General features: G+C 70.5%; 20 protein-coding genes and 1 pseudogene. 4 read left to right on the top strand and 17 right to left on the bottom strand.

Annotated features, from left to right (window positions below; all coding sequences use genetic code 11):
• The first annotated feature begins 738 nt into the window (after window positions 1-738).
• The 3 genes from BIU89_RS06290 to BIU89_RS18005 all read left to right on the top strand — a co-directional run bounded on the left by BIU89_RS06290 (window position 739) and on the right by BIU89_RS18005 (window position 3844).
• Window positions 739-1920: a tyrosine-type recombinase/integrase gene (locus BIU89_RS06290; RefSeq protein WP_254791515.1), complete on the top strand. Its 1182-nt coding sequence runs from the start codon at window positions 739-741 to the stop codon at window positions 1918-1920.
• Between the two features lie 143 nt (window positions 1921-2063).
• A complete protein-coding gene (locus BIU89_RS06285; RefSeq protein ID WP_083404208.1) occupies window positions 2064-2636 on the top strand; it encodes a DUF4365 domain-containing protein in 573 nt (190 codons plus the stop codon).
• Window positions 2633-3844, top strand: coding sequence for a hypothetical protein (locus tag BIU89_RS18005; protein WP_139178836.1), 1212 nt, complete (start codon window positions 2633-2635; stop codon window positions 3842-3844). The genes BIU89_RS06285 and BIU89_RS18005 overlap by 4 nt, the downstream gene beginning before the upstream one ends.
• A gap of 95 nt (window positions 3845-3939) precedes the next feature.
• On the opposite strand, the gene BIU89_RS06280 is transcribed toward BIU89_RS18005, so the two are convergent.
• The 16 genes and pseudogenes from BIU89_RS06280 to ppk2 all read right to left on the bottom strand — a co-directional run bounded on the left by BIU89_RS06280 (window position 3940) and on the right by ppk2 (window position 20383).
• On the bottom strand, window positions 3940-4125 hold the full coding sequence (locus BIU89_RS06280) for a hypothetical protein (RefSeq protein WP_139178834.1): 186 nt from the start codon (window positions 4123-4125) through the stop codon (window positions 3940-3942).
• 367 nt (window positions 4126-4492) lie between these two features.
• Window positions 4493-5311, bottom strand: a complete 819-nt coding sequence (locus BIU89_RS18880; protein ID WP_254791513.1) for an Lsr2 family DNA-binding protein — start codon at window positions 5309-5311, stop codon at window positions 4493-4495.
• A gap of 267 nt (window positions 5312-5578) precedes the next feature.
• Window positions 5579-5968, bottom strand: a pseudogene (locus BIU89_RS19090) (3'-5' exonuclease); the annotation flags it as partial.
• Between the two features lie 291 nt (window positions 5969-6259).
• Complete coding sequence (locus BIU89_RS06270; protein ID WP_071245224.1) at window positions 6260-6973, bottom strand: NADPH-dependent F420 reductase; 714 nt, start codon at window positions 6971-6973, stop codon at window positions 6260-6262.
• Between the two features lie 27 nt (window positions 6974-7000).
• On the bottom strand, window positions 7001-7621 hold the full coding sequence (locus BIU89_RS06265; RefSeq protein ID WP_071245222.1) for a TetR/AcrR family transcriptional regulator: 621 nt from the start codon (window positions 7619-7621) through the stop codon (window positions 7001-7003).
• A gap of 104 nt (window positions 7622-7725) precedes the next feature.
• Entirely contained in the window at window positions 7726-8067 is a 342-nt protein-coding gene (locus BIU89_RS06260; protein ID WP_071245220.1) for a hypothetical protein, read from the bottom strand.
• Between the two features lie 49 nt (window positions 8068-8116).
• Window positions 8117-8647 carry a DUF6611 family protein gene (locus tag BIU89_RS06255; RefSeq protein WP_071245218.1) on the bottom strand — a complete coding sequence of 177 codons (531 nt, stop codon included), beginning with the start codon at window positions 8645-8647 and terminating at the stop codon, window positions 8117-8119.
• On the bottom strand, window positions 8644-9204 hold the full coding sequence (locus BIU89_RS06250; RefSeq protein ID WP_139178832.1) for a hypothetical protein: 561 nt from the start codon (window positions 9202-9204) through the stop codon (window positions 8644-8646). Before BIU89_RS06250 ends, BIU89_RS06255 begins: the two co-directional genes overlap by 4 nt.
• Before the next feature lie 85 nt (window positions 9205-9289).
• Window positions 9290-9883 (bottom strand): biotin transporter BioY, encoded by a 594-nt coding sequence (locus BIU89_RS06245; RefSeq protein WP_071245214.1) that lies wholly within the window; start codon window positions 9881-9883, stop codon window positions 9290-9292.
• Window positions 9884-9913: 30 nt separating this feature from the next.
• Window positions 9914-10606 (bottom strand): TetR/AcrR family transcriptional regulator, encoded by a 693-nt coding sequence (locus BIU89_RS06240; protein WP_071245212.1) that lies wholly within the window; start codon window positions 10604-10606, stop codon window positions 9914-9916.
• Between the two features lie 26 nt (window positions 10607-10632).
• Window positions 10633-12402, bottom strand: a complete 1770-nt coding sequence (gene atzF / locus BIU89_RS06235) for an allophanate hydrolase (protein ID WP_071245328.1) — start codon at window positions 12400-12402, stop codon at window positions 10633-10635.
• 17 nt (window positions 12403-12419) lie between these two features.
• Window positions 12420-16118, bottom strand: a complete 3699-nt coding sequence (uca, locus tag BIU89_RS06230) for an urea carboxylase (RefSeq protein ID WP_217642816.1) — start codon at window positions 16116-16118, stop codon at window positions 12420-12422.
• On the bottom strand, window positions 16115-16819 hold the full coding sequence (locus BIU89_RS06225; protein WP_071245210.1) for an urea amidolyase associated protein UAAP2: 705 nt from the start codon (window positions 16817-16819) through the stop codon (window positions 16115-16117). The genes uca and BIU89_RS06225 overlap by 4 nt, the downstream gene beginning before the upstream one ends.
• Window positions 16819-17658, bottom strand: a complete 840-nt coding sequence (locus tag BIU89_RS06220; protein WP_071245209.1) for an urea amidolyase associated protein UAAP1 — start codon at window positions 17656-17658, stop codon at window positions 16819-16821. The genes BIU89_RS06225 and BIU89_RS06220 overlap by 1 nt, the downstream gene beginning before the upstream one ends.
• A 15-nt stretch (window positions 17659-17673) precedes the next feature.
• Window positions 17674-19302: an APC family permease gene (locus BIU89_RS06215; protein ID WP_071245208.1), complete on the bottom strand. Its 1629-nt coding sequence runs from the start codon at window positions 19300-19302 to the stop codon at window positions 17674-17676.
• A gap of 172 nt (window positions 19303-19474) precedes the next feature.
• Complete coding sequence (gene ppk2, locus BIU89_RS06210; protein WP_027467245.1) at window positions 19475-20383, bottom strand: polyphosphate kinase 2; 909 nt, start codon at window positions 20381-20383, stop codon at window positions 19475-19477.
• Window positions 20384-20560: 177 nt separating this feature from the next.
• Between ppk2 and BIU89_RS06205 the strand changes: the two genes are divergently transcribed.
• Window positions 20561-20920, top strand: a complete 360-nt coding sequence (locus BIU89_RS06205; RefSeq protein ID WP_071245324.1) for a UBP-type zinc finger domain-containing protein — start codon at window positions 20561-20563, stop codon at window positions 20918-20920.
• Between the two features lie 18 nt (window positions 20921-20938).
• On the opposite strand, the gene msrA is transcribed toward BIU89_RS06205, so the two are convergent.
• On the bottom strand, window positions 20939-21460 hold the full coding sequence (gene msrA, locus BIU89_RS06200; RefSeq protein WP_071245202.1) for a peptide-methionine (S)-S-oxide reductase MsrA: 522 nt from the start codon (window positions 21458-21460) through the stop codon (window positions 20939-20941).
• Window positions 21461-21559 lie beyond the last annotated feature (99 nt).

Below are 21559 nucleotides of genomic sequence, written 5' to 3'. Positions count from 1 at the left end.
GGGGGGGGGGGGGGGGGGGCAGCTTCGAGACGAACTCCTCTGCTACCGACCGCTGCGGTGCATGCCACACCTGCCTGGCCTGTTCCCCAGCGGGCACGGCCATGGTCATCGCCCCCATGGACTACTCCTCTAGCAGTGAACTCTCCTGTCTCCTGTCCCCTGTCTCCGGTCCGTGATGTTCGGTGAGACGGCATTCGGATGCCCTCCAGCCGAGGTCTGCAGGACGCCGTCGCGACGCTCGTCGCCGGGGTCGACACCCCGCTTGTCACCGCGACGGAGGCAGCAGTGCGAGGGCGGGTGAAGTTCCATGCGCCTGCCCCGGACGCGACCATCGACTGGGATACGCCTCGGGGCGATAGCGAACGGACTTCCCGAGGCGGATAAAGGCTGGTCCGGTGCCGGTAATGCGCTTCTCGCTCAGAGTGCGCTGCGACAAGCCAAGACGCTCGGACAGGGTGGCCGGGGTGATCAGGGCGTCGAGGAGGGGGGTGCTAACTGCAGGGGTGACGGGCATGGAGGGTCCTAGAGGACCCTCGGATCGCGCTAGCTCTATCCCCGAGGAGGGTAATCCGACGGTGATCTGTCGGTGGGAGATCGTTCTCCCTGCGGCGCTCACTTCCCCGACTGTCACTTACATCGGTAACGGTGCTTGCTTCGCCGCGTTCGTCATTTGCGGCCTCAAGTATACACATTCGTGCACGTTCTTGCGGGCGCATTCGGAATCCGCCAAGATCCTCGATGCAGAGCTTCACAAACGACAAGGGACTGATGGGCAGCGTCTATAAGTACGACACAAAGCAGGGCTCGCGCTTCGAAGCTCGCTACCGCCGACCGGATGGCAAGCCCGCTCGGAAGGGCGGGTTCAGGCTGGAGCGCGATGCGGAGAACTACCTCACCACTGTGGAGGCCGCGAAGCTCGATGGGTCGTACATCGCCCCCAGCGACAGTCGCCTCACCCTAGGGGCCCTCGGATCTGACTGGATCGCCGCCCATCGAGCGTGGGTCAAGCCATCGACCTTCCACTCGGACGAGTCCGCTTGGCGAATACACGTCGAGCCGAAGTGGGGCGGTCGTGCGCTCGGTTCAATCCGGCACACCGAGATCCAAGCGTGGATCAGCGAGATCGCCGAGACGCGAAGCGCGACCACTGTCGCTCGGGCTCATGGCGTGCTCGCTGCGATCATCGACGGGGCGGTGAAGGACAAGCGGCTGGCCTCGAACCCGGCCCGCGACATCAAGCTTCCTCGCAAGACGAAGGGCCGGCGTGCCTACCTCACTCACGAGGAGGTAGAGCGTCTCGCCGTCGCGTGCAAGTACCCCGACCTCGTGCGTTTCCTCGCCTACACGGGACTTAGGTGGGGCGAGGCGACCGGGCTCCGCGTTCGGCACGTCGACCGGGTGGCGCGGCGAGTCAGCGTCGAGGAGAACGCAGTCAACGTCAACGGGACGGTGATCGTCGGAACTCCGAAGACCCACGAGCGCCGCTCGGTCGTCTACCCGGTGTTCCTTGACGACGCGATCGAGGCTGCGTGCGGCAGGAAGTCCGCTGATGACCTCCTCTGGGGCACCGGGCTTGAGCACCTGCGGCCTGGTGACTCTCGGAAAGGCTGGTTCGTCGGCGCTGTCGGCCGCGTTCGTGCTGCAGACCAAGAAGCCGCGGCCGAAGCGCGCAAGCGCGGCAACGAGGTGCCGCCGGTCATGCCTGTCGTGACTCCGCACGATCTCCGGCACACGGCCGCATCTCTGGCGATCAGCGCCGGCGCGAACGTGAAGGCCGTGCAGCGCATGCTCGGCCATTCGTCCGCGGCGATGACGCTCGACCGGTATGCGGACTTGTTTGAAGACGACCTGGACACCGTGGCTGTCGCATTGGACAACGCCCGAAACGCCCGCTTGCTTGTTCGACCATCCCGCACCTAGCGGCGAAAGACGTTCCTGCGCGAACTTCCTGCGAGCCGATCACGGCGCTCACCTCGATCGTCCCGCTCATCTCTTCCGCGCGACCTCGTTCCACCCTGTACGAGTGCAACTCGATGTCAACCAAGGCATGACAACTCCTCGCTATGCTGACCCTGATGGCGGCGATCAGGACAGGCGCAGGGGCTCCGAAAAGCCCCTCTGTGTCGTCGCGTCTTGCGATCCCGGCAGGCGGCCATTTCACGGACAACGGGCGCAAGGGCCGCTACGGTGTGGCGTATTTGCGCTCGCTCGCAGCCCACGCGGGCGTCGGGCTGCAGGAAACGTCCCCTGATGAGGATATCGATGCCGTCGACGTCACGTTGAAATTCGGGCGGGCGAGCGCCGAAGTTCAGATTAAGTGCACGAGCAAGTTCAAGGTGGGTCTGGGCGTTGCAAGCCTGCAGCTCGAGACCGGCTGGGTCGAGAAGTGGACGGAGAGTCTGGTGCCGGTCTTCGTGGTGCTCGTGAAGGTGCCGTCGGTGGTCAGTGATTGGATTGATGGCAAGACATCGTCGACGGTGCATCGGACCGTGGCCTTCGGGAAGCGGTTCGATCCGGCTGTACACACCGCGTCGATGAAGTTCACGCGCGCGGATCGAATCACGGCGGAAACGCTTTACGACTGGCGGGACGAGGTCTACGACTTCCACCAGAACGGACGGGGAGGTGCGACATGAGCGCAAACGTCGCCGAAGACCTCGTCGCGTTGCTGCGATCCCGCGGATGGTCGAAGATCGAGGACAATCCGCGTGGATCGGATCTTTGGGCGTTTGGTGCCATCCAGTTGCCATCGGACTACGTTGCGCACGATCGCCCAGACGCGGTAAAGAACGTCACGTACCAAGCCGAGATGTACGTTCCGCACGAGGTTAGGCTCGGCACCTTCCTTTGGACCGATTTACTTGAGCGCGTCGCCGCCGCTCACGAAGAGCAGCGAGCGCAGTTGGAGCGGGCTCTCGAGATGGTGCGATTCGACGTCACGCGGTTTCGCATCGATGGTCGCCACACCGTTCCGCTAGAAACCGGCGCCACCGTGATCAGCTCAGCCTTCGGCATGATGCGTGCAGCGGCGACAGCGGCTCGTCGTCCACGCCAGTCGATTGGTAGCAACTACTCCAAGCTCGCCGATGAGATTGTTCGGGAGGCTCGGCTCGCCCACACCGAGGAAGGATCGTTCACCTTCCCCGTGGCGCTCAGAGTCAATCCGCCGGAGCCCGAACCCGAACCCGAAACACAGCTTGACAATGAAGTGTTCTCGTCCGCGCCTTCAGAGTCTGCGGAGCGTCGTGTAACGCGCACTCTCGCGCAGGCGATGGCAGCGTTCGAAAAGCATGTTGTGCAGCCCGCCACCGATCCGAGCATGCGAGATCTCGCACCCGTGATCATTGCCGGCGGTACGAAGGAAATGTTCGCGAACCTCAGCCGTGCCGTGTCGGAGCCCGACGTCGGATGGCTCGAGACCGGATTCGCATGGGCAGCCATTGAGGGCATCTCGGCTGACCCGCCGAGCCGGATCAGTATTCCGGCTGACGCCGATGCACGCCACCTGATCTCTCGCGCAGTGCAGTTGCTGTCGACGTCGAGGAGCGACGCAGTGCGCGTCATCACCGGTCCAATCATCCGCATCGAGCACAGTCCTGGTGACCCCTTTGGAGAAATCGCTGTCCAGGCTCCATCCGGGACAAGTTCGCGGCATGGACGCGTTGAGGCCGTCGTCCGGCGCGAGCGGCTGGAACAGATCCACCTGTGGATGAGTCAAGGCACGACTGTCGTACTCCAGGGCGAAGTTGAACGGCGACCAGGCCGCTTTGCACGCCTGGCTGGGATCGCGAGTCCGCGAGCTCTCGAGGATGCACTATCGGGAATCGATGATGTGAGCGCGTAAGGAGAGGCACCCCAGGGTGTCGCAAGTGCTGACCATCGGTAGGAGCGACGGCCAGCACCTCGAGTGGGGCGCCTGCCGTCGTCGCTTGGATAGTGTCAGTGAGCGTCACGGACCGCCTGACTCAGGCTGCCGCGACCCGACAGTGCATGGCCGTTCGCGTCGGCCGACTCGCAGATGTTCGCGACTTCGTCGGAGATCCGCGTTTCGGGTTTCGCGACGTCAGACTGCGCGGGGTCGTATCGGATGACGCAAGCCTGATCGGGCCCGTGATCGAGCTTCACGGCGCGCATTGCTCCGCTGGCCTTGAAATCGGCTCGCCGTCGGTGCTGCGGTAACCGAGCAGTAACGGATAACCGGTTTGAAGACGGGTGAAGGTGGGAGCAACCGCGTCCCATCTCCGCGTCAGGACGGGGATCTCGCCGCTTCGCCCTTACTTCCGCTGCTCGGCCTATGGGTTCAAATCTCACCGGTACCGCCAGCAACACGACGAGGAGCCCGCGGTTGCGACCGGGGGCTCTTCTCCTGTCCCAAAGATCAACGATGCGATCGCGTCAGTTCTGCGGGAGCAGCGCTGCGTTCCCTCGGTCCGGCCGAGGCATCCGCCCGGAACGCCCAGGTGTTCGAGTTGCCCCAGATGAGTGAACCCCTTCAGTGAGCTGCAGCGTAGGCGTCGAACACGTGCTTCGGGAGCCGACCCCGAACGCCCACTTCGAGCCCGGCCGAGACGGCCCACGCTCGGACAGCCGAGGGAGACGCTGCATTCAGCGGGTCGGATGTCGAGACCGGGCTGGGCGAGGCCTTCGCGGTGGGCGTCGTCGAGCTGGACACTGCGGGCTGGAGGTGCTGCAACAACACCTCAAACGTGTCCGGGTGCACGCGACGCGTGTCGAGTTCGGTCGCCTTGGCGAGCTTCCCACCGGAGAAGGACCCGTCCGTAATCAGCATGGCGGTCAGCCGGGACACTGCACCGACGACACGAACGCCGAGCTCCTCGGAGCGTTGCTCGAGTCGCGCACGTTGCCGTTCGTCGCATCCGGTGAAGACGACCTTGTCCCCGACGCGGAGCGGTTCCCCGTGTTGCCACGGGGTCGGCAGCGCGCCTAAACCTGCGCTCAACCGGGCATGACGAGCGGCATCAGCGCGGTCGAGGACTCGCTTCACCTTCGTCTCCGCGACGCCCAGGAGCGACGCGATGCTCCTCAGTTCACGGCGCTCGTCGTGCGAGACACGTCCGTCGTCGACCGCCCGGTGCGCCAGCGCCAGGAGGAACGCTTCATGCGCCGCGCTGATGTCTGCTGGGGACAGCTCGTACTCGGCGCACAGCTCCTGCAGGGCCACGGACTCGGCGTCGGAGATGTCGCCGTCCTCGAGGGCGTCGAAGAGCATCTCCAAGTACGCCGTCGACCCGACGGGTGCTCCTTCCTCGAGTACTTCGAGGAGGGACATCGCGGTGAGCTGTTCGAGCAACGGGGGAGCGGTGGGACGTGGCGGGGCGGTCCGTGCAGGACGTCTGCCGACGGACGCCCCGTCGACGCGCGGCCCCTTGGTAGACGGCGAAGCAGACCGCGACGGCGACCGAGACGGACCTGACGGCCACCGCGTGCTCCTCGCGAGGTCCTGCGCCTCGATCAGCACAGGATCCGGACCGCCGTTCAGCCCGACGTAGGCACCGAGCAGCCCCGCGGCGGCTCGCGCATCGCCGAGCGCAGAGTGCGCGTCGTCGAGCCGGACGCCCACCGCCCAGCAGCAGTCGGCGAGTCGGCGCCGGTCCATGTCCGGCAGGTACGCGTAGCTGGCATCGAGCGTGCAGTACGCAGCGATCCACGGCACGTCCCACCCGGCGCTCTTCAACTCGTTCCGGAGGAACGCCAGGTCGAACTTGGCGTTGTGCGCGACGACGGCGAGCCCCGAGAGACGTGCGACGACCGTGCTGGCGACCTCAGCGAAACGCGGTTGACCGACGACGTCGGCCTGCCTGATGCCGTGGATGTGGGTTGCCCCGACCGGTCCTTCAGGGTCGACTCGGGTCACCCATTCATCGACGACTGCGCCTGCTGCGTCGAGCCGCACGATCGCAACCTCGAGGATGCGGTCCCGCTGCGGTGACAGCCCGGTCGTCTCCACGTCGACGACTGCGAACGCAGGCGCACCGGCGCTCACTGTCGTTTGTGCAGACGCTGGCGCTACCGGGTGCTTGGCCGGGTGCGCCCGACGTCCGAACAGCCAGTTGAACAGTCCCACCGATGCCTTCTTCCACCCCGCCGCGACGGATGCTCGCGGGGAACGGGAGCGTCGCGGTCTTCCGTCTCACGCTAGAAGACAGCCGCCGGCACGGGGGACGATCGGGCGTCCCCAGAAGAGGGGCCAGTGTTCGGCCTGGCTATTCCGGAGGGATCTGAAGGTGGACCCGCGTCGTCAGAACTGCCGGTTCGCCACATCCGCCCGGTGCGACACCGCCAGTACGTCCCGCAGCCGCTCCGCCGGCAACGGTGCTCCCTGATCCGCCAGGTAGTCCGCCGCGAAGCCCTCGGCACTCGCCGCGTAGATCCCCGTGTACGCCCCGGACTCCGGTTCGAAGCGCCACGAGTCGGCCAGGGTGCCGGCGTCCACGGTGTCGAACCCGAGCAGCTGCACGAGCTCGGCGACCACGGCCTTGGCCTGCTCGTCGTCGCCCGCGATCGGCAGTGCGGTGCGGGGCGTGGAGCCCGCGAGGTTCGGGATGTGGTGCGCGACGATGTTGTTGAACGCCTTGACGATCCGTGTGCCGGGCAGGAGCGTCTGCTCGCACTCCGCCGTGGTCGTCGCGAGGGTGTCGAGCGGCTCGATCCGGCCGTCGCGACCGGGGTAGTAGTTGCCCGTCGACAGCACGGTCCGCCCGGCGAAGGCGTCGAGGTCGGGGGCGAGCGCCGGGTAGGCGGTGAGCGGGATCGCGAGGACGGGCACGTCGCCGAACTCGACGGCCTGTCGCACGGTGCCGGCCTGGGCGTGCGGGCCGAGCTCGGCGACGAGGTCCTGCAGCGACTCGGGGCCGCGCGAGTTCGCGATGAGGACGTCGAGGTCGGCGGCGACGGCCAGGCGTGCGATCGCGGTGCCGATGGCTCCGCTGCCGATGATGCCGATGCGGTTCATGTGGTGCCCTTTCAACAGTGGTGGAGGTCAGGGGAGAGCAGGGGCTTCCCAACCGCGCCGCGACAGGGCGGAGAGCGCGGCGGAGGACGAGTCGTCGGCCATCGCGGCACCCCGGACCCAGCTGGTCGCCAACGCGGCGAGGAACAGGTCCCGCGCGCGGACGTCGGCACGCGCACGACCGGAACGCTGGGCGGCGCGGAGGAACTCGTCCGTGGTGGTGATGAACCCCTGGCACGTCAGGGCGAGCGGCGACGAGTCGGACGACGCGGCGGCGCGGAGTGGTTCGGGCAGCCCGTCGAACGTGCCGGCCCACTCGGTGACCGCGTCGAGCCAGCCGTGCAGGGCGTCGCCGGTGTCCACGGAGCCGTCGCGCAGCGCCTCGCGACGGGCCACCAGGTGTTCGTCGCGGGCGGCGAGGAGCTCGGCGAGCAGGGCCTCGCGCGTGGGGAAGTGGCGGTACAGGGTGCCGGCGCCGACGCCGGCCCGCTTGGCGATCGCGTCGAGCGATCCGGTCACGCCGTGCTCGGTGAACGCCCGCTCCGCGACCCGCAGGATGTGGTCCCGGTTCCGCAGCGCGTCAGCGCGCGCGGGACGCGGGGAGCGCGGTGAACGCGGGGCGCGCCCGGCGGGAGCGGTCTGCTCGGGCATGGCGGGCCTCCAGGCTGTGGCGTCGGGAAGCGGAGAAGCTCTCCGGAACCACCACAATACAGGAGACCCTCTCCGTTTCGTCGCTGCAGCGCGACGCCCAGGCGTCAGGACTCCTCGGCAGCCTCCGCCGCGTCCGCCAGGTCCGTCCGCGTGTTCGCGTGGATCGGCTCGCTGTGCCCGAAGGTCTTCGCGGCGGCGCGCAGCCGCCCGACGAATTCCCGGTTGTCCATCTCGAGTTCGTCCTCTTCCGCGTCCTCGATGACGATCTCGCTCGCGGGTCCGATGAGGATCTTCGTGGTGGTCATCGTCCCGTCGTCGGCGACGGCGGGCACGTCGACGGTGTCGGCTCGGTCCCCGCCTGCGAGGGCCGCGGCGTACTCGATCACGGCGTCGGCAACGTCGTCACCGACCAGGATCGTGGTGGCGTCGTAGTGGATGTGCTTCATCGCGTACTCCTTCCCGGACCCATACAAACGCGCGGCGCGGGAACGGGCTTCAGGTTGACCGCTGCACGCGGTGGTCCGGGTCCGGGGATTCCAGGGCGTTCCACACGTCCGCCCAGATCAGCTCGAAGTCGACGGGGCGGATGCGGTCGGCCCGGAGCGCCTGCTCCAGGATCGACAGCGCGTCCAGGGAGCCGGTGAGCAGACGTTCGTCGCCGTGGACCTCGCGGCGGCCGTCGCCCAGGAACGTCGTCACGGTGACGGACCGCACCCGTGGTCGCAGCGCGCGGGTGGCGCGGGCGAGGACCGCGAAGCCGCCGCCGTAGAGAAGCAGCGCGGTGGTCGTGCCGACGGCGGGGACCGAGACGGCGAGCACCAGGGCAGCGAGGGCGACGACCGCCCCGACGGCCGGCCAGACGTGCCAGGCACGCAGCAGCAGGCGCTCGCCGGTGGTCGTGCCGGGCGGGAACACGACGAGGGTCCGCGAGCTCCACAGCGTCCGCCCGACGGGTCGGATCGTGTACCGACCCCACAGGTGGGTGCCGTCGAGCAGCCGGGTGCGGACCGGCAGCGCCGTGGTCATCGATCCGCCGGCGCGAGTTCCGCACGCACCGGCGCGAGTTCCGCCCGGACCGGCTCGACGACGTCGCGGTGCCGGACGGTCGCCAGGCACGGGAAGCAGACCAGGTCGCCTTCGCGGACATCGGCGGGCAACGGAGCCGGGAGGCGGTGGAACGGACCGTCGGCCTGACCGTCACAGCGGGTGACGACGTACATCGGGGAGAGGGGAGCGGTGCTCCGGCGTCCGATCAGGCGCACCTGGTCGAGCACGGCGCAGGTCGGCAGGACCGCGTCGAGTTCCAGGAGCACCACCCCGGTGCGCGGTCGCCGCACACGGGTGACCGCCGCCACGGCGACGCTCACGTCGCGGGGTGCCCAGCCGCGCGGGCGGTACCGGGGCGGGGACTGTTCGGTGGTGTGCACGGTCGGGGTGCCGGTGAGGTCGGCGAGCCGGACCATCGAGATCGCCGAGACCAGCAGGTCGTCGGTGGTCGCGACGGTGTGGGCCGGCCAGAGGAACGGGTCCATCGGATCGGGGAGCGACGCACGGAGCGTCGGCATGATCGCAGTCAGTGTCACGACCACACGCTCTCGCGGGCTCGAACAGCGCGGAAGGCCTCCTGACGGAACCCCTACGGCCGGCGCCGGAGTCCTGACGGAGCGCTCACCGGCGGGTGGCCGAGCGCAGGGCTGCGGTCCACCCGAGGGAGATCACGCCGGCGCCGATCAGGGTCTTCACCACACCACCGAGGACGAACGGGTAGAGCCCGTACTGCAGGGTCTGCTGCAGGTCGAGGCCGAGTGCCACTGCGAGCCAGGCCATCCCGGCGACGAAGGTGACGACGGTGCCGAGGGCGAAGGACAGCAGCGCGTTCCGCAGCGGGCGGTCGCCGAAGCGTTCGGCGACCCAACCGACCAGGGCCGCGGCGGCGACGAAGCCGACGATGTACCCGCCGGAGGGGCCGACGAGCACGCCGACCCCGGCCGAACCGTCCGCGAAGACCGGCAGCCCGACGACACCGAGCAGCGCGTAGACGAGCATCGACAGGGCACCGCGACGGGCGCCGAGGGCACTGCCGACGAGCAGCACGGCCAGGGTCTGCCCGGTGATCGGGACGGGCCAGATCGGCACGGACACCTGCGCGGCACCGGCGGTCAGCAGCGCGCCGCCGAGGACCAGGGCGGTGCTGACGACGGCGGTGCGGGGGAGCAGCGCGTCGGCGAGCGGACGGTGTGCGGCGGGGGTGATCGTGGTCATGGTGACTCCTTGCAGAGGGGAGAGGGAGGGTCAGACCGCGACGGCGGCCAGCAGGGACTCGGCGTCGCGCCGGGCCCCGTCCACGGCGGCGGTGTCGAGGCCGCAGGCGCGCAGGCAGGTCGCGACGAGAGCGTCGCGGTCGGCGTCCTGCACGGGGCCGGACCGGCGGAGCTGGATCACGGTCTCGGTGATCTGGATGAGCACCGCACCGAGACGCGACGGCGCGACACCGGCGGCGACGTCCGGGGTGGCAGCGCGCGAGCCGAGGCGCCCGTAGGCCTCCTGCAGTTCGACGCGCTCGGCCCGGAACCCGTCGTAGCGCTCGCCCTGCACCTCGGGCAGCAGGTACAGCGTGCCGATGTTGTGCGGCGTACGGGCGAGGGTGTCCACGTCGGCGACGACCAGCGCGGCGAGGGCACCGGCTGCCGAGGCCGACTCCGGCACGAGCTGCTCGAGGCCGCGGACCAGCTCGAGGCTCGGGCGCACCGAGGTCGTGAGCAGCTCGACGAGCATGTCGTCCTTGCCGGCGAAGTGGTAGTACAGCGAGGCCTGCCGGATCCCGACCCGTTCGGCGATCGCCCGGGTCGAGGTCGCGCTGATGCCGTTCTCGACGAACAGCGCGGCGGCGGCGTCGAGGATCTGGTCGCGCGGGCTCAGCGCGGAGTCGGCGTTCGGCACGACCCGCGGTCGGCCGGGGCGCACGGGCCGGTCGTCGGGGGACATGCCCCCATCCTGACAGCCGGTGTCCGTCACGACTGCTCCCGGTACGCGCGCCAGCCGCCGTGGTGGGTGATGTCCTCGGCCCCCTGGACCGCGAACGGCTCGACCAGGAACCCGGTGACCTCGGTGCCGTCGTCGAGCGCCACGGTGCCGATCGCCATCGGTGCCGGCAGGGCCGCGACGAAGGTGCCGAAGCCGGCGGCGGGCAGGCGCCAGACCTCCCCGACGATGCCCGAGCCCGAGCCCGAGCCCGACCCCGAACCGGAGCCCGAGCCCGAGCCCGGAGCAGCAGCGCCGGACGCGACCGGACCCACGCGGACCAACCCGGGCTTGGGCGGCACCGTGTCGAGGGCGTACAGCCGGTAGTCGGACGCGGTGCGGGCCTCCCGGACGAACGATCCGCCGGACGCGACCAGCTGCCCGTTCAGCGGCTGACCGCGCAGGTGCGCCCCGACGACCAGCAGGTCGACGGTCGGAGCGGCGAACGCGGCGGCCAACGCCGCCAGGCGCCGGTCGGTGAACGCCGGACCGGTGAGCATGACGCCGAACGGCAGCCCGTCGACGAAGCCCGCTGGCACCGCGAGCGAGGCCATGTCGAGCAGGTTCGCGAAGTTCGTGTACCGACCCATCCGGCTGTTCGCGCCGATCGGGTCGGCCGCGACCTGCTCGAGCGTCGGGTGCCACGTCGTCGTCGGGGTGAGCAGTGCCGTGGTGCCATCGAGTGCGGCGCGACCCGCTGCCCCGAACGCGTCGAGCCGTTCCTGGTCGGCGAAGAGCTCCGCGGCGGTCGGTCGTGCGCCACCGAGCACGATCGCGGCGACCGACGGGTCGAGGTCAGCACCGACCTCGTCGCGGTGGGCCTCGATGTGGGCACCGACGGCCGCGTACCGCTCCGCGACGAACGCGCCGTCGTAGAGCAGCGACGCGGCGTCGAGCAGGGGTGCGATGTCGACCTCGACCACCTGGTGTCCGAGCGCACGGAACCGGTCGACGGCCGCGGCGAACGCCTCGGCCCAGCCGGGTGCGAGCCCCTCGAGCTGTGACGGGAGCGGCACCGCGATGCGCGGGACGGCGGGCAGGTCGGCGAGGGCGAGGTCGGGCCGCGCGAGTGGGTCGACGCCGTCCGGGCCGGCCATCAGCTCGGCCGCCGTGCGCGCCAGGTCGAGCGACCGGGCGAACACCGTGACGCAGTCCTGCGAGCGACAGGCGGGGACGACGCCCGTGTTCGGCACGAGTCCCTTCGTCGGCTTCACCCCGACCAGGTTGCCGAGCGCGGCGGGCACCCGGCCGGACCCGGCGGTGTCGGTGCCGAGCGCGAAGTCGACGATGCCCAGGGCGACCGCCGTGGCGGAACCGCTCGACGAGCCGCCGGAGATCCGCGTCGGGTCCCAGGCGTTCCGGACCGCACCGAAGGGCGAGCGGGTGCCGACCAGGCCGGTGGCGAACTGGTCGAGGTTCGTCTTGCCGACGACGACGGCGCCGGCGGCGCGGAGCCGGGCGACGGCGGTGGCGTCGGCTGCGGGGTCGTGGGCGTAGGAGCGGGCGGCTGCGGTGGTGGGCAGGCCGGCGACGTCGATGTTGTCTTTCACGGCGAACAGCAGGCCGGCCAGGGGCAGCGTCGGGTCGACGGCTTCGGCCTCCGCCAGCACGTCGGCACGGTCACGCAGCGTGATCCAGACCTCGGGCCGGTCGGCGGCGTCGATGCGGGCGAAGGCGTCGCGGACGCGGGCCGCGGCGGACGTCGTGGCGGCCCCGCTGGCGGCGGTCGGGCCGGCGCTCGCCGCGCTCGTCCCGCTCACGCCGGCGCTCGTCCCGCTCACGCTGCCGCTCCGATCGCCGCGAGGACCTGGCCCGGCGCGACCTGGTCGCCCGGCTTGATGTACACCTCGAGCACGTGGCCCGGCACCGGTGCGTGCACCATCGACTCCATCTTCATCGCCTCCACGGCCAGCAGCTTCTGCCCCTCGTCCACGCGGTCACCCGGGCGGACGTCCACCTGCCACACGGTCGAGGTGAAGGGGGCGTACACGGCGGTCGACCCCTCGGGGACGGTCACGGCGTCGGCCACCACGGCGGCCGGTTCGTCACGGACGTCGAACTCGCCCGATGCCCGCCACCGCTCCTTCTCCTCGCCGAACGCCTGCGCCTGCTGCGCCCGGAAGTCCGCGATGGACCCGGCGTTGTCGGCCAGGAACCGGTTGTACGACGCGATCGAGAACTCGCCCTCGACGGTCTCGAACGAGCCCCGTCCGGCGTCCGTCTCGGCGCGCAGTTCGAGCAGCTCGTCGGCACCGACCGGGTACCACTCGATCCGGTCGAAGAACCGCAGCGCCCACGGGTTCTCCTGGAACAGTCCGCCCCGGCGGAACCGGTTCCAGATCTGCACGGTGCGGCCGACGAACTGGTAGCCGCCCGGACCCTCCATGCCGTAGATGCACAGGTACGCGCCGCCGATGCCGACGGAGTTCTCGGCGGTCCAGGTGCGGGCCGGGTTGTACTTCGTCGTGACCAGGCGGTGCCGGGGGTCGAGCGGGGTCGCGACCGGGGCGCCGAGGTACACGTCGCCCAGGCCGAGTACCAGGTAGCTCGCGTCGAACACGGTGCGGAAGACGTCGTCGACGCTCTCGAGCCCGTTGATGCGACGGATGAACTCGATGTTCCACGGCGTCCACGGGGCGTCGTTCCGCACGCCGTTCATGTACCGCTCGATCGCCAGCCGGGTGGCCGGGTCGTCCCACGACAGCGGCAGCTTCACGGTGCGCGACGGCACGACGAGCTGGTCGGTCGGCGGGATCTCGTCCTCGAGCTCGCGGAGCAGCCCCGCCACGTCGCGCGCCTTGAGCACGGACGCGTCGGTGTGCACCTGCAGCGAGCGGATGCCCGGCGTGATGTCGAGGATCCCCTTCGGCGTGTGCTCCTGCAGCTTCGTCATGAGCGCGTGCACGCGCATCCGCAGCGCGATGTCGAGGGTCATGTCGCCGTACTCGACGAGCACGTTGTCGTCGCCGTCGCGTCGGTACGCGACGCTCGGCCGCACGTCGGTCGCGTCCAGGCGGGCGATCACGCCGTCGTCGCCGTCGCCTCCGGTGCGCGGCACCGTCCTGGAGGCCCGGCGTGCGTCGAGCGCGGCGGCGTCGGCTTCGCGGACGGGGACGAACCGGACCGTGTCACCCGGTCGGAGCTGGCCCAGCTTCCACAGGTCGCCGCTGGCGACCACGGCGGGGCAGACGAAGCCGCCGAGCGACGGCCCGTCCGGTCCCAGGATGATCGGGGTGTCCCCGGTGAAGTCGATCGCACCGACCGCGTACGGGGTGTCGTGGATGTTCGACGGGTGCAGACCGGCCTCGCCGCCGTCGGTCCGCGCCCACTCCGGCCGCGGGCCGATGAGCCGGATGCCGGTGCGCGCCGAGTTGTGGTGCACGGCGTAGTCGGTGGCGTAGAAGACGTCGAGGTCGGCACGGGTGAAGAAGTCCGGCGCGGCGTGCGGCCCCTCGGTGACGGCGATCTCCCACGCGTCGGTCAGCGCGGTGCGGCGGTCGGCCGGGGTCGGGCCGCCCACCAGGCCCAGACGGGTTCCGGACGGGAACGCCGGGTGCGGGGCGTCCGAGTCCGGGGAGCCCGGGCGCAGGACGTCGCCGGCGAGCAGGGCCCGACCGGCGTGACCGCCGAAGCCACCGAGCGTGAAGGTCGCGGTCGAGCCGAGGTAGGTCGGCACGTCGAAGCCGCCCCGGACCGCCAGGTAGGTGCGGAGGCCCGGACCGGGGGCCGTGCCGATCGCCAGGGTCTGGCCGGCGCCGACCTCGACGGGCTCCCACAGGGCCACGGGCTCACCGTCGAGGGTGACCGGCGCCGGCGCACCCGTGAGCGCGACCACCGCGGCGGCCGAGAACCGGAGTGTCGGGCCGGTGGCGGTGACCTCGAGCGCGGGGGCACCGTCCGGGTTGCCCACGGCGCGGTTCGCCTCGGCGAACGACGCCGCGTCGAACGGGCCGCTCGGCGGGACGCCCACCTGCCAGTACCCGACCCGGCCGGGCAGGTCCTGAATCATCGTCATGGTGCCCGGGGCGACGACGTCGATGCGCGGGTCCGGGTCCTCGGTCGCGTCGAGCGTCGAGGTGGAGTGCGTGGCGGTGCGGAGCTCGAGGTCGTCGGTCAGCGCGCGGAGGAGCCCGGCGTTCGTGACGATGCCGTCGATGCGGGTGGCCGCGAGCCCGTCGCGCAGCAGGTCGAGCGCGTCGTCGCGGGTCTCCCCGGTGGCGATCACCTTGGCGAGCATCGGGTCGTAGAACGCGGACACCTCGGAGCCGGTCTCGACCCAGCCGTCGACGCGGATGCCGGTGCGCTCGCCGGATGCCGTGGTCGCGCTCGGGAACACGGCCTGGGTGACGAGGCCGCTGGAGGGCAGCGAGCCCTTCGCCGGGTCCTCGGCGTAGACGCGGGCCTCGACGGCGTGGCCGTTCGGGGTCCAGGTGCGGTCGAACACGTCGGGGTCGATGCCGGCGGCACCGTCGCGGGCCAGGCGGAGCATGAGCTCGACGAGGTCGACGCCGAACACTTCCTCGGTGACCGGGTGCTCGACCTGCAGGCGGGTGTTCACCTCGAGGAACGACGCCTCTTCGCGCACCGGGTCGTAGACGAACTCGACGGTGCCGGCGCTGCGGTACCCGACGCTCTCGGCCAGGCGGCGGGCGGACGCGTGCAGCTCGGCGCGGACGTGCTCGGGGAGCGCCGGTGCCGGGGCTTCCTCGATGACCTTCTGGTTGCGGCGCTGCAGGGAGCAGTCGCGGTCGCCGATCACCGCGACGCGGCCCTCGCCGTCGCCGAAGAGCTGGACCTCGACGTGCCGGGCCGGTCGCACGAGCCGCTCGAGGAAGATGCCGGCCGACCCGAAGTTCGCGGTCGCCAGGCGGACGACGCTCGTGTACGCCTCGCGGACCTCGTCGAGGGTCGAGCAGGCCTGCATGCCGATCCCGCCGCCGCCCCCGGTGGCCTTGAGCATGACGGGCAGCCCGATGCGCTCGGCCTCGGCCACGGCGTCGTCGACACTGGCGAGCAGCCCGGTGCCGGCGAGCATCGGGACCCCGGCGGCGGCGGCCAGCTCGCGGGCGGTGTGCTTCGCGCCGAACCGGACGATCTGGTCGGCGGTCGGCCCGACGAACCGGATACCGGCGTCCTCGCAGGCCCGGGCGAAGTCGGTGTTCTCGGACAGGAACCCGTAGCCGGGGTGCACGAGTCCGGCGCCGGTGTCCTTCGCTGCCTGCACCACCGCGTCGATGCGCAGGTACGAGTCGCGGGCGGGTGCCGGACCGAGCCGGACCGCGGTGTCGGCCTCGCGGACGTGGGGTGCGGCGCGGTCGGCGTCGGAGTAGACGGCGACGGTGCGCATGCCGAGCGCCTTGGCGGACCGGATGATGCGGCGGGCGATCTCGCCGCGGTTCGCGACGAGGACGGTGTCGGTGCTGAGGGGGGTCTGGTTCACGGTGGCGGTCCCGGTGGGGTCGGGCGCGGTGGTCACGGCTGGACCACGATCATGCGCAGCGGTGTGCAGGAGAAGTCGTTGCAGGGGTTGTTCATCTGCGGGCAGTTCGAGACGACGACGAGCACGTCCCGCTCGGCCCGGATCGCGACCCGCTTGCCGGGGGCGCTCATGCCGTCGACGATCCCGAGGGCGCCGTCGGCCTCGACCGGCACGTTCATGAACCAGTTGAGGTTCGACACGATGTCGCGGGCACCGAGTCCGTGGCGGCCGGCCTCGGCCAGGAAGTTCTCGCGGCAGCCGTGCTGGTACCGGGTGTGGTGCCCGTACCGCAGGGTGTTCGACTCCTTCGAGCACGCGCCGCCGATGGTGTCCTGCCGGTCGATCTCGTTCGCGACGACGGTCATCAGCGGGCGGCCCTCGTTCGACATCAGGACGGTGCCGGTCCGGACGTACGCGTTGCCCTGTGCGGCGAGGGTGTCCGGCACGCTGTACCGCTCGACGGGGTCGTGGGCGTCGTAGAGCAGGCAGTCGGCGCTCTGGTTGCCGCCGACGTCGACGATGGTGAGCACCTGACCGGCGCGGACCACGGCGGACCACGGCGCCAGCGGGGCGACCCGGTCGTCGCGGACCACGGTGCCCGGCACCAGGGACTCGCTCCAGTCGAGGGCGACGTCCGGGTCGTGGACGGCTCCGACCGGGACGGTCGAGGCGGGGGTGTGGGTCGTCGTGTCGGTCATCACAGGCCTCGGGCTTCCGCGTGGTCGATCGAGTTCAGGTAGGCGCGGGTGAGCTCCGGCGTCGCGGTGAACCGCTCGTCGGCCGCGGTCGTCGGGGCCCCGCGCCAGGCGTGCACCCGCAGTGGTCCGACCAGGTAGTCCGGGCGCGGGTCGATCGGGTGCGCGACGTTCGCGACCAGGACGAGCAGCGGCAGCTCGGCGACGAGCGTGACGTGGGTGCCCGCGCCGGCCGAACCGGTGAAGGTCATCGCCCCCTCGGCGTCGATCCGCACGCCCTGGAAGAACGAGATGCTCGGCGGCAGGTCCCGTTTGGTGAGCCCGTGCTTGGCGGCGGCCTTCGCGAACAGCGACCGACCGCTCGGGGTGCGCCCCTCGGGTGCCGCGTCGCCGTACTTCCGCTCGTTCCAGACGTCGGACGAGGTGCCGCAGAACGCGTCGTGGTGCCCCGAGGTGTCCTCGAGCACGGTCGCGAGTGCCCGGCCGTCCCCGCTCAGCAGCGGCGAACCCTGGCCCAGGTACGCCTGCCACGGGATCTTCTGGGTGTCGGCGACGTTGAGCCGCTCCCACGGTTCGAGCGCGTTGAACACCAGGACGTTGGCGCAGGCCTGACCAGTCGGGTCGTCGAACCGCAGCCGTGATCCGCGGGCCAGCACCTTGTGCGTGTACCCGCCCGGTGCCACCGTCTCGGCCCAGACGAGTTCTGCGGGGTCGACGCCCTCGGGGGCGAACGGTGACGACGACGCCGGCAGGTACGGCATGTACTCGGACTGCGAGCCGGCCTGGGCGCGTGCGTCGGATCGGGAGGCGAGCACGCTGTCGGTCTGGTGGAGGTCGCGCATGGGGTTCCTTCCGGATCAGGCTTCGACGGAGGCGGCGGTCGGGCTCGCCGCAGTCGCGGCTGCGGGGACGGGCACCGCCGCGGTGGTGGGGACCTCGGCCAGGGTGATCGGCCCGTGCGTGCGGTGCCGCCAGCTCGACCACGCCCAGCCGACGAGCAGCACGCCGCCGATGAAGAGCAGGGCGCTGTACTGCAGCCACCACGAGGTGCCGGTCAGGTCGTAGATCTCCGGCCGGGGCCAGATGAGGTTGATCGCCATGCCGATCTGGAACGCCACCGCCAGGGCGTTCAGCGGGATGCCCCAGCGACCGAGGGTGAACAGCGGCTTGCCGTCCTCGTCCACCCCGGTCGGCAGCCCGGTACGACGGAGCTTGATCCGCTGGACCAGCAGCGGCCCGGTGACCCCGAGGTAGGCCAGGTAGAGCATCGCGATGCACAGGCTCGACAGGGCGGTGAAGATCGCGGACTGCCCGATGTTGACGGCGAGGGCCAGCCCGGCGCCGACCCCGACGACGATCGACGCGGCGATCGGGGTGCCGGTGCGGGGCGAGACCCGGGCGAGGGAGCGGTGGAAGGGCAGCGCCTTCTCGCGGGCCATCGAGTAGACCATCCGGGCTCCGGCGGTCTGCACGGCGAGGGTGCACGCGAAGACGGCGACGGCGACGGTGCAGAGCAGGAGCCGGCCGAAGACGTCGCCGAGGGTCGAGGTGATCACCCAGGCGAGACCCTGCGTGGCGAGCTTGCCGTCGGTCAGGCTCGGGGCGGCGACGAGGGCGCCGATGATGAGCAGCCCGCCGCCGAGGCCGGAGACCGTGAGTGCCCGGACGATCGTCTTCGGGGTGGTCCGGCGCGGGTTGTGGGTCTCTTCCGCGAGCTCACCGGCCGAGTCGAAGCCGACCATCACGTACGCGGCCATCAGCGAGGACGCCAGGAACGCCCACACGTACGGCTCGGTGCTGGTCGACCCGGCGGTCGTGAACACCACGGAAGCGCTGCGGTGCGGCAGGAGGAACAGGGCGCCGATGAGCACGACGACGCCGATGATCTCGATGAGCACGCCGAAGCTCGTCACGCGGGCCATCAGCCGGACGCTCGTGATGTTCACGATCGTCGTCACGGCGAGCATCACCAGACCGAGGACCACCGCGTTCGCGGCACCGGTCGGCGACGCGACGGACGGGTCCGCGCCCGGACCGCCGACGACCTGGAACCCGTCCCAGATCGCGGGGAGCACGGCCTGCACGGCGATGGCCGCCACCGCGACGGTGAGGATCTGGCCGATGATCATCGTCCAGCCGGTGAACCACCCGAACCGGGCTCCGGCCAGGCGACTCGACCACTGGAAGATCGCGCCGGAGATGGGCCAGCGGGCCGCGAGCTGCGCGAAGTTCAGCGCGACGAGCAGCTGGCCGCCGAAGACGAGCGGCCACGCCCAGAAGAACGCAGCACCGCCGAGCCCGAAGCCGAGTCCGAACAGCTGGAAGACCGTGGTGAGGATCGAGACGAAGGAGAAGCCCGCCGCGAAGGAGGAGAACGAGCCGACCCCGCGGTGGAGTTCCTGCTCGTAGCCGAGGCGGGCGAGCCCCTGGGTGTCGACGTCGGACGTGGCGCGCGGTGCGTGGAGCGGTGCTTGCGGAGAACGCATGACTGCAGACCTTTCGCGGAGTACCTGTCGGGTGACAGGTAGTGCGACAAGTGTCTTGCGGCCCTGTGTCGTCGCCGTTGCCCGTCTGTTTCGAGTGCGTGACGGCAGGCCCCGGCGTGTAAACGTTCCGAGTCGGCGGGCGGATCAGCGGCGGGGGATCACCAGTGGGGGATCACTCGACGTCCACGTCCCGCTTGCCGCGGCGGACGATGAGCGGGTCCGGCTTGCCGATGACGTCGGCGGCCTTGTCCGGGTAGTCGAACTGCGTCAGGAAGTACCGCATCGCGTTGAGGCGCGCGCGCTTCTTGTCGTTCGACCGCACGATCGTCCACGGCGCGTAGCGCTTGCTCGTCCGGGTGAACATCGCCGTCTTCGCCTCGGTGTAGTCCTCCCACCGGTCGAGCGACAGCAGGTCGATGTCGGACAGCTTCCACCGCCGCACCGGGTCGAGCTGGCGCATCGCGAACCGGGTCCGCTGCTCGCGCCGGGTCACCGAGAACCAGAACTTCGTCAGGTGGATGCCGGAGTCGACCAGCATCCGCTCGAACTGCGGCACCTGGGTCATGAACGACTCGTACTCGTCGTCGCTGCAGAAGCCCATCACCCGTTCGACGCCGGCGCGGTTGTACCAGGAGCGGTCGAACAGGACCATCTCACCGGCGGCCGGCAGGTGCTGCACGTACCGCTGGAAGTACCACTCACCACGCTCGCGCTCGGTCGGCTTGCTCAGCGCGACGACCCGCGAGGTCCGGGGGTTGAGGTGCTCCGTGAACCGCTTGATCGTGCCGCCCTTGCCCGCGGCGTCACGCCCCTCGAAGAGCACGACGACCTTCTGGCCGGTGTCCTCGAGCCAGTACTGGCACTTCAGCAGCTCGATCTGCAGCAGGTACTTCTGGTACTCGTACTCGTCCCGCGGCAGGCGCTCCGAGTACGGGTAGTCGTCCTGCCAGGTGAGCACCGGGTTGCCGTGCGGGTCGATCAGCTCCGGGTCAGCCGTCTGGCCGTCCGCGACGCTGTACCCCTCGGTCCGCAGCTGTTCGATGTACTCCCGCAACGGCTGCGAGTACGGCGCTGTGTCCACGGTGTCCTCCCTCTGCGAGCCGATCGGCTGTCGGCCCCAGGGCCATCCTGGCCCGGCCACCCGCACGACCGCCCCACGCCTGGCCCTGGACGCGACCCGATGACGGCCTGGAGGCGCGGTGCGGGCCCGCCCCGTGCCTCCCGACCGCATGTGGCCCTTCACAGGCATGATGGGGCCATGACGGACCAGGCCGAGATGATCCACCCCGAGATCGCACCGAGCGGAGACGGGTGCGTCGAGTGCGACGCGACCGGCTCGTGGTGGGTGCACCTGCGCCGCTGCGCGGCGTGCGGCCACGTCGGCTGCTGCGACGACTCCCTCAACACGCACGCGACGCGGCACTGGGAGGAGACCGGGCACGCGGTCATCCAGAGCTACGAGCCCGGCGAGACCTGGGCGTGGGACTACCGCGACGACTCCCGTTCCGAGGGGCTCGAGCTCGCGGCACCCACCAGCCACCCCGTGACGCAGGCAGTCCCCGGGCCGGCGGATCGCCTTCCCGGGGACTGGTTGGAACTGCTCGGCGGATCGCGCTGATCCGCCGCGGTCGTCAGGTCAGACGGCCGCGGTCGCCTCGTCGCGGTGCGGGAGCTTCCAGCCCGGACGCACGAAGTGGCAGGTGTAGCCGTGCGGGTTCTTCTCGAGGTAGTCCTGGTGCTCGTCCTCGGCCTCCCAGAACGGGCCGGCCGCGGTGACCTCGGTGACGACCTTGCCGGGCCAGATGCCCGACGCGTCGACGTCCGCGATGGTGTCGAGGGCGACCTGCTTCTGCTCGTCCGAGGTGTAGAAGATCGCCGAACGGTAGCTGCGACCGATGTCGTTGCCCTGGCGGTCCTTCGTCGACGGGTCGTGGATCTGGAAGAAGAACTCCAGCAGGTCCCGGTACGAGATCTGGGACGGGTCGAAGACGATCTCGACCGACTCGGCGTGGTCGCCGTGGTTGCGGTACGTCGCGTTCGGCACGTCGCCGCCGGAGTAGCCGACGCGGGTGCTGACGATGCCGGGACGACGACGGAGGAGCTGCTGCGCTCCCCAGAAGCATCCGCCGGCGAGGATGGCGGTCTCGGTGGTGGTCATGGTGGCCTCCTGGGCTCTCGTGTCACTGGCTGCGACACCGTGTGGTGCAACCGGCAACAGGGACGATCTGTTCCCGTCGTCAGGTCCGCTGTGGGGCGC

Source organism: Curtobacterium sp. MCBA15_005 (genome assembly GCF_001864855.1).
Taxonomy (GTDB): domain Bacteria; phylum Actinomycetota; class Actinomycetes; order Actinomycetales; family Microbacteriaceae; genus Curtobacterium; species Curtobacterium flaccumfaciens.
This window is presented reverse-complemented; position numbering and strand designations above follow the sequence as displayed.

Bases quoted from the DNA above. Each gene is read 5' to 3' on its own strand.
- BIU89_RS06265 (WP_071245222.1), bottom strand. From the start codon at position 7,621: ATGCCCGAGCAGACCGCTCCCGCCGGGCGCGCCCCGCGTTCACCGCGC.
- BIU89_RS06260 (WP_071245220.1), bottom strand. From the start codon at position 8,067: ATGAAGCACATCCACTACGACGCCACCACGATCCTGGTCGGTGACGAC.
- BIU89_RS06225 (WP_071245210.1), bottom strand. From the start codon at position 16,819: ATGACCGACACGACGACCCACACCCCCGCCTCGACCGTCCCGGTCGGA.
- msrA (WP_071245202.1), bottom strand. From the start codon at position 21,460: ATGACCACCACCGAGACCGCCATCCTCGCCGGCGGATGCTTCTGGGGA.
- BIU89_RS06205 (WP_071245324.1), top strand. From the start codon at position 20,561: ATGACGGACCAGGCCGAGATGATCCACCCCGAGATCGCACCGAGCGGA.
- BIU89_RS06285 (WP_083404208.1), top strand. From the start codon at position 2,064: ATGCTGACCCTGATGGCGGCGATCAGGACAGGCGCAGGGGCTCCGAAA.
- BIU89_RS18005 (WP_139178836.1), top strand. From the start codon at position 2,633: ATGAGCGCAAACGTCGCCGAAGACCTCGTCGCGTTGCTGCGATCCCGC.
- BIU89_RS06245 (WP_071245214.1), bottom strand. From the start codon at position 9,883: ATGACCACGATCACCCCCGCCGCACACCGTCCGCTCGCCGACGCGCTG.
- BIU89_RS06215 (WP_071245208.1), bottom strand. From the start codon at position 19,302: ATGCGTTCTCCGCAAGCACCGCTCCACGCACCGCGCGCCACGTCCGAC.
- BIU89_RS06290 (WP_254791515.1), top strand. From the start codon at position 739: ATGCAGAGCTTCACAAACGACAAGGGACTGATGGGCAGCGTCTATAAG.
- BIU89_RS06220 (WP_071245209.1), bottom strand. From the start codon at position 17,658: ATGCGCGACCTCCACCAGACCGACAGCGTGCTCGCCTCCCGATCCGAC.
- BIU89_RS06240 (WP_071245212.1), bottom strand. From the start codon at position 10,606: ATGTCCCCCGACGACCGGCCCGTGCGCCCCGGCCGACCGCGGGTCGTG.
- BIU89_RS06270 (WP_071245224.1), bottom strand. From the start codon at position 6,973: ATGAACCGCATCGGCATCATCGGCAGCGGAGCCATCGGCACCGCGATC.
- BIU89_RS06255 (WP_071245218.1), bottom strand. From the start codon at position 8,647: ATGACCACGGCGCTGCCGGTCCGCACCCGGCTGCTCGACGGCACCCAC.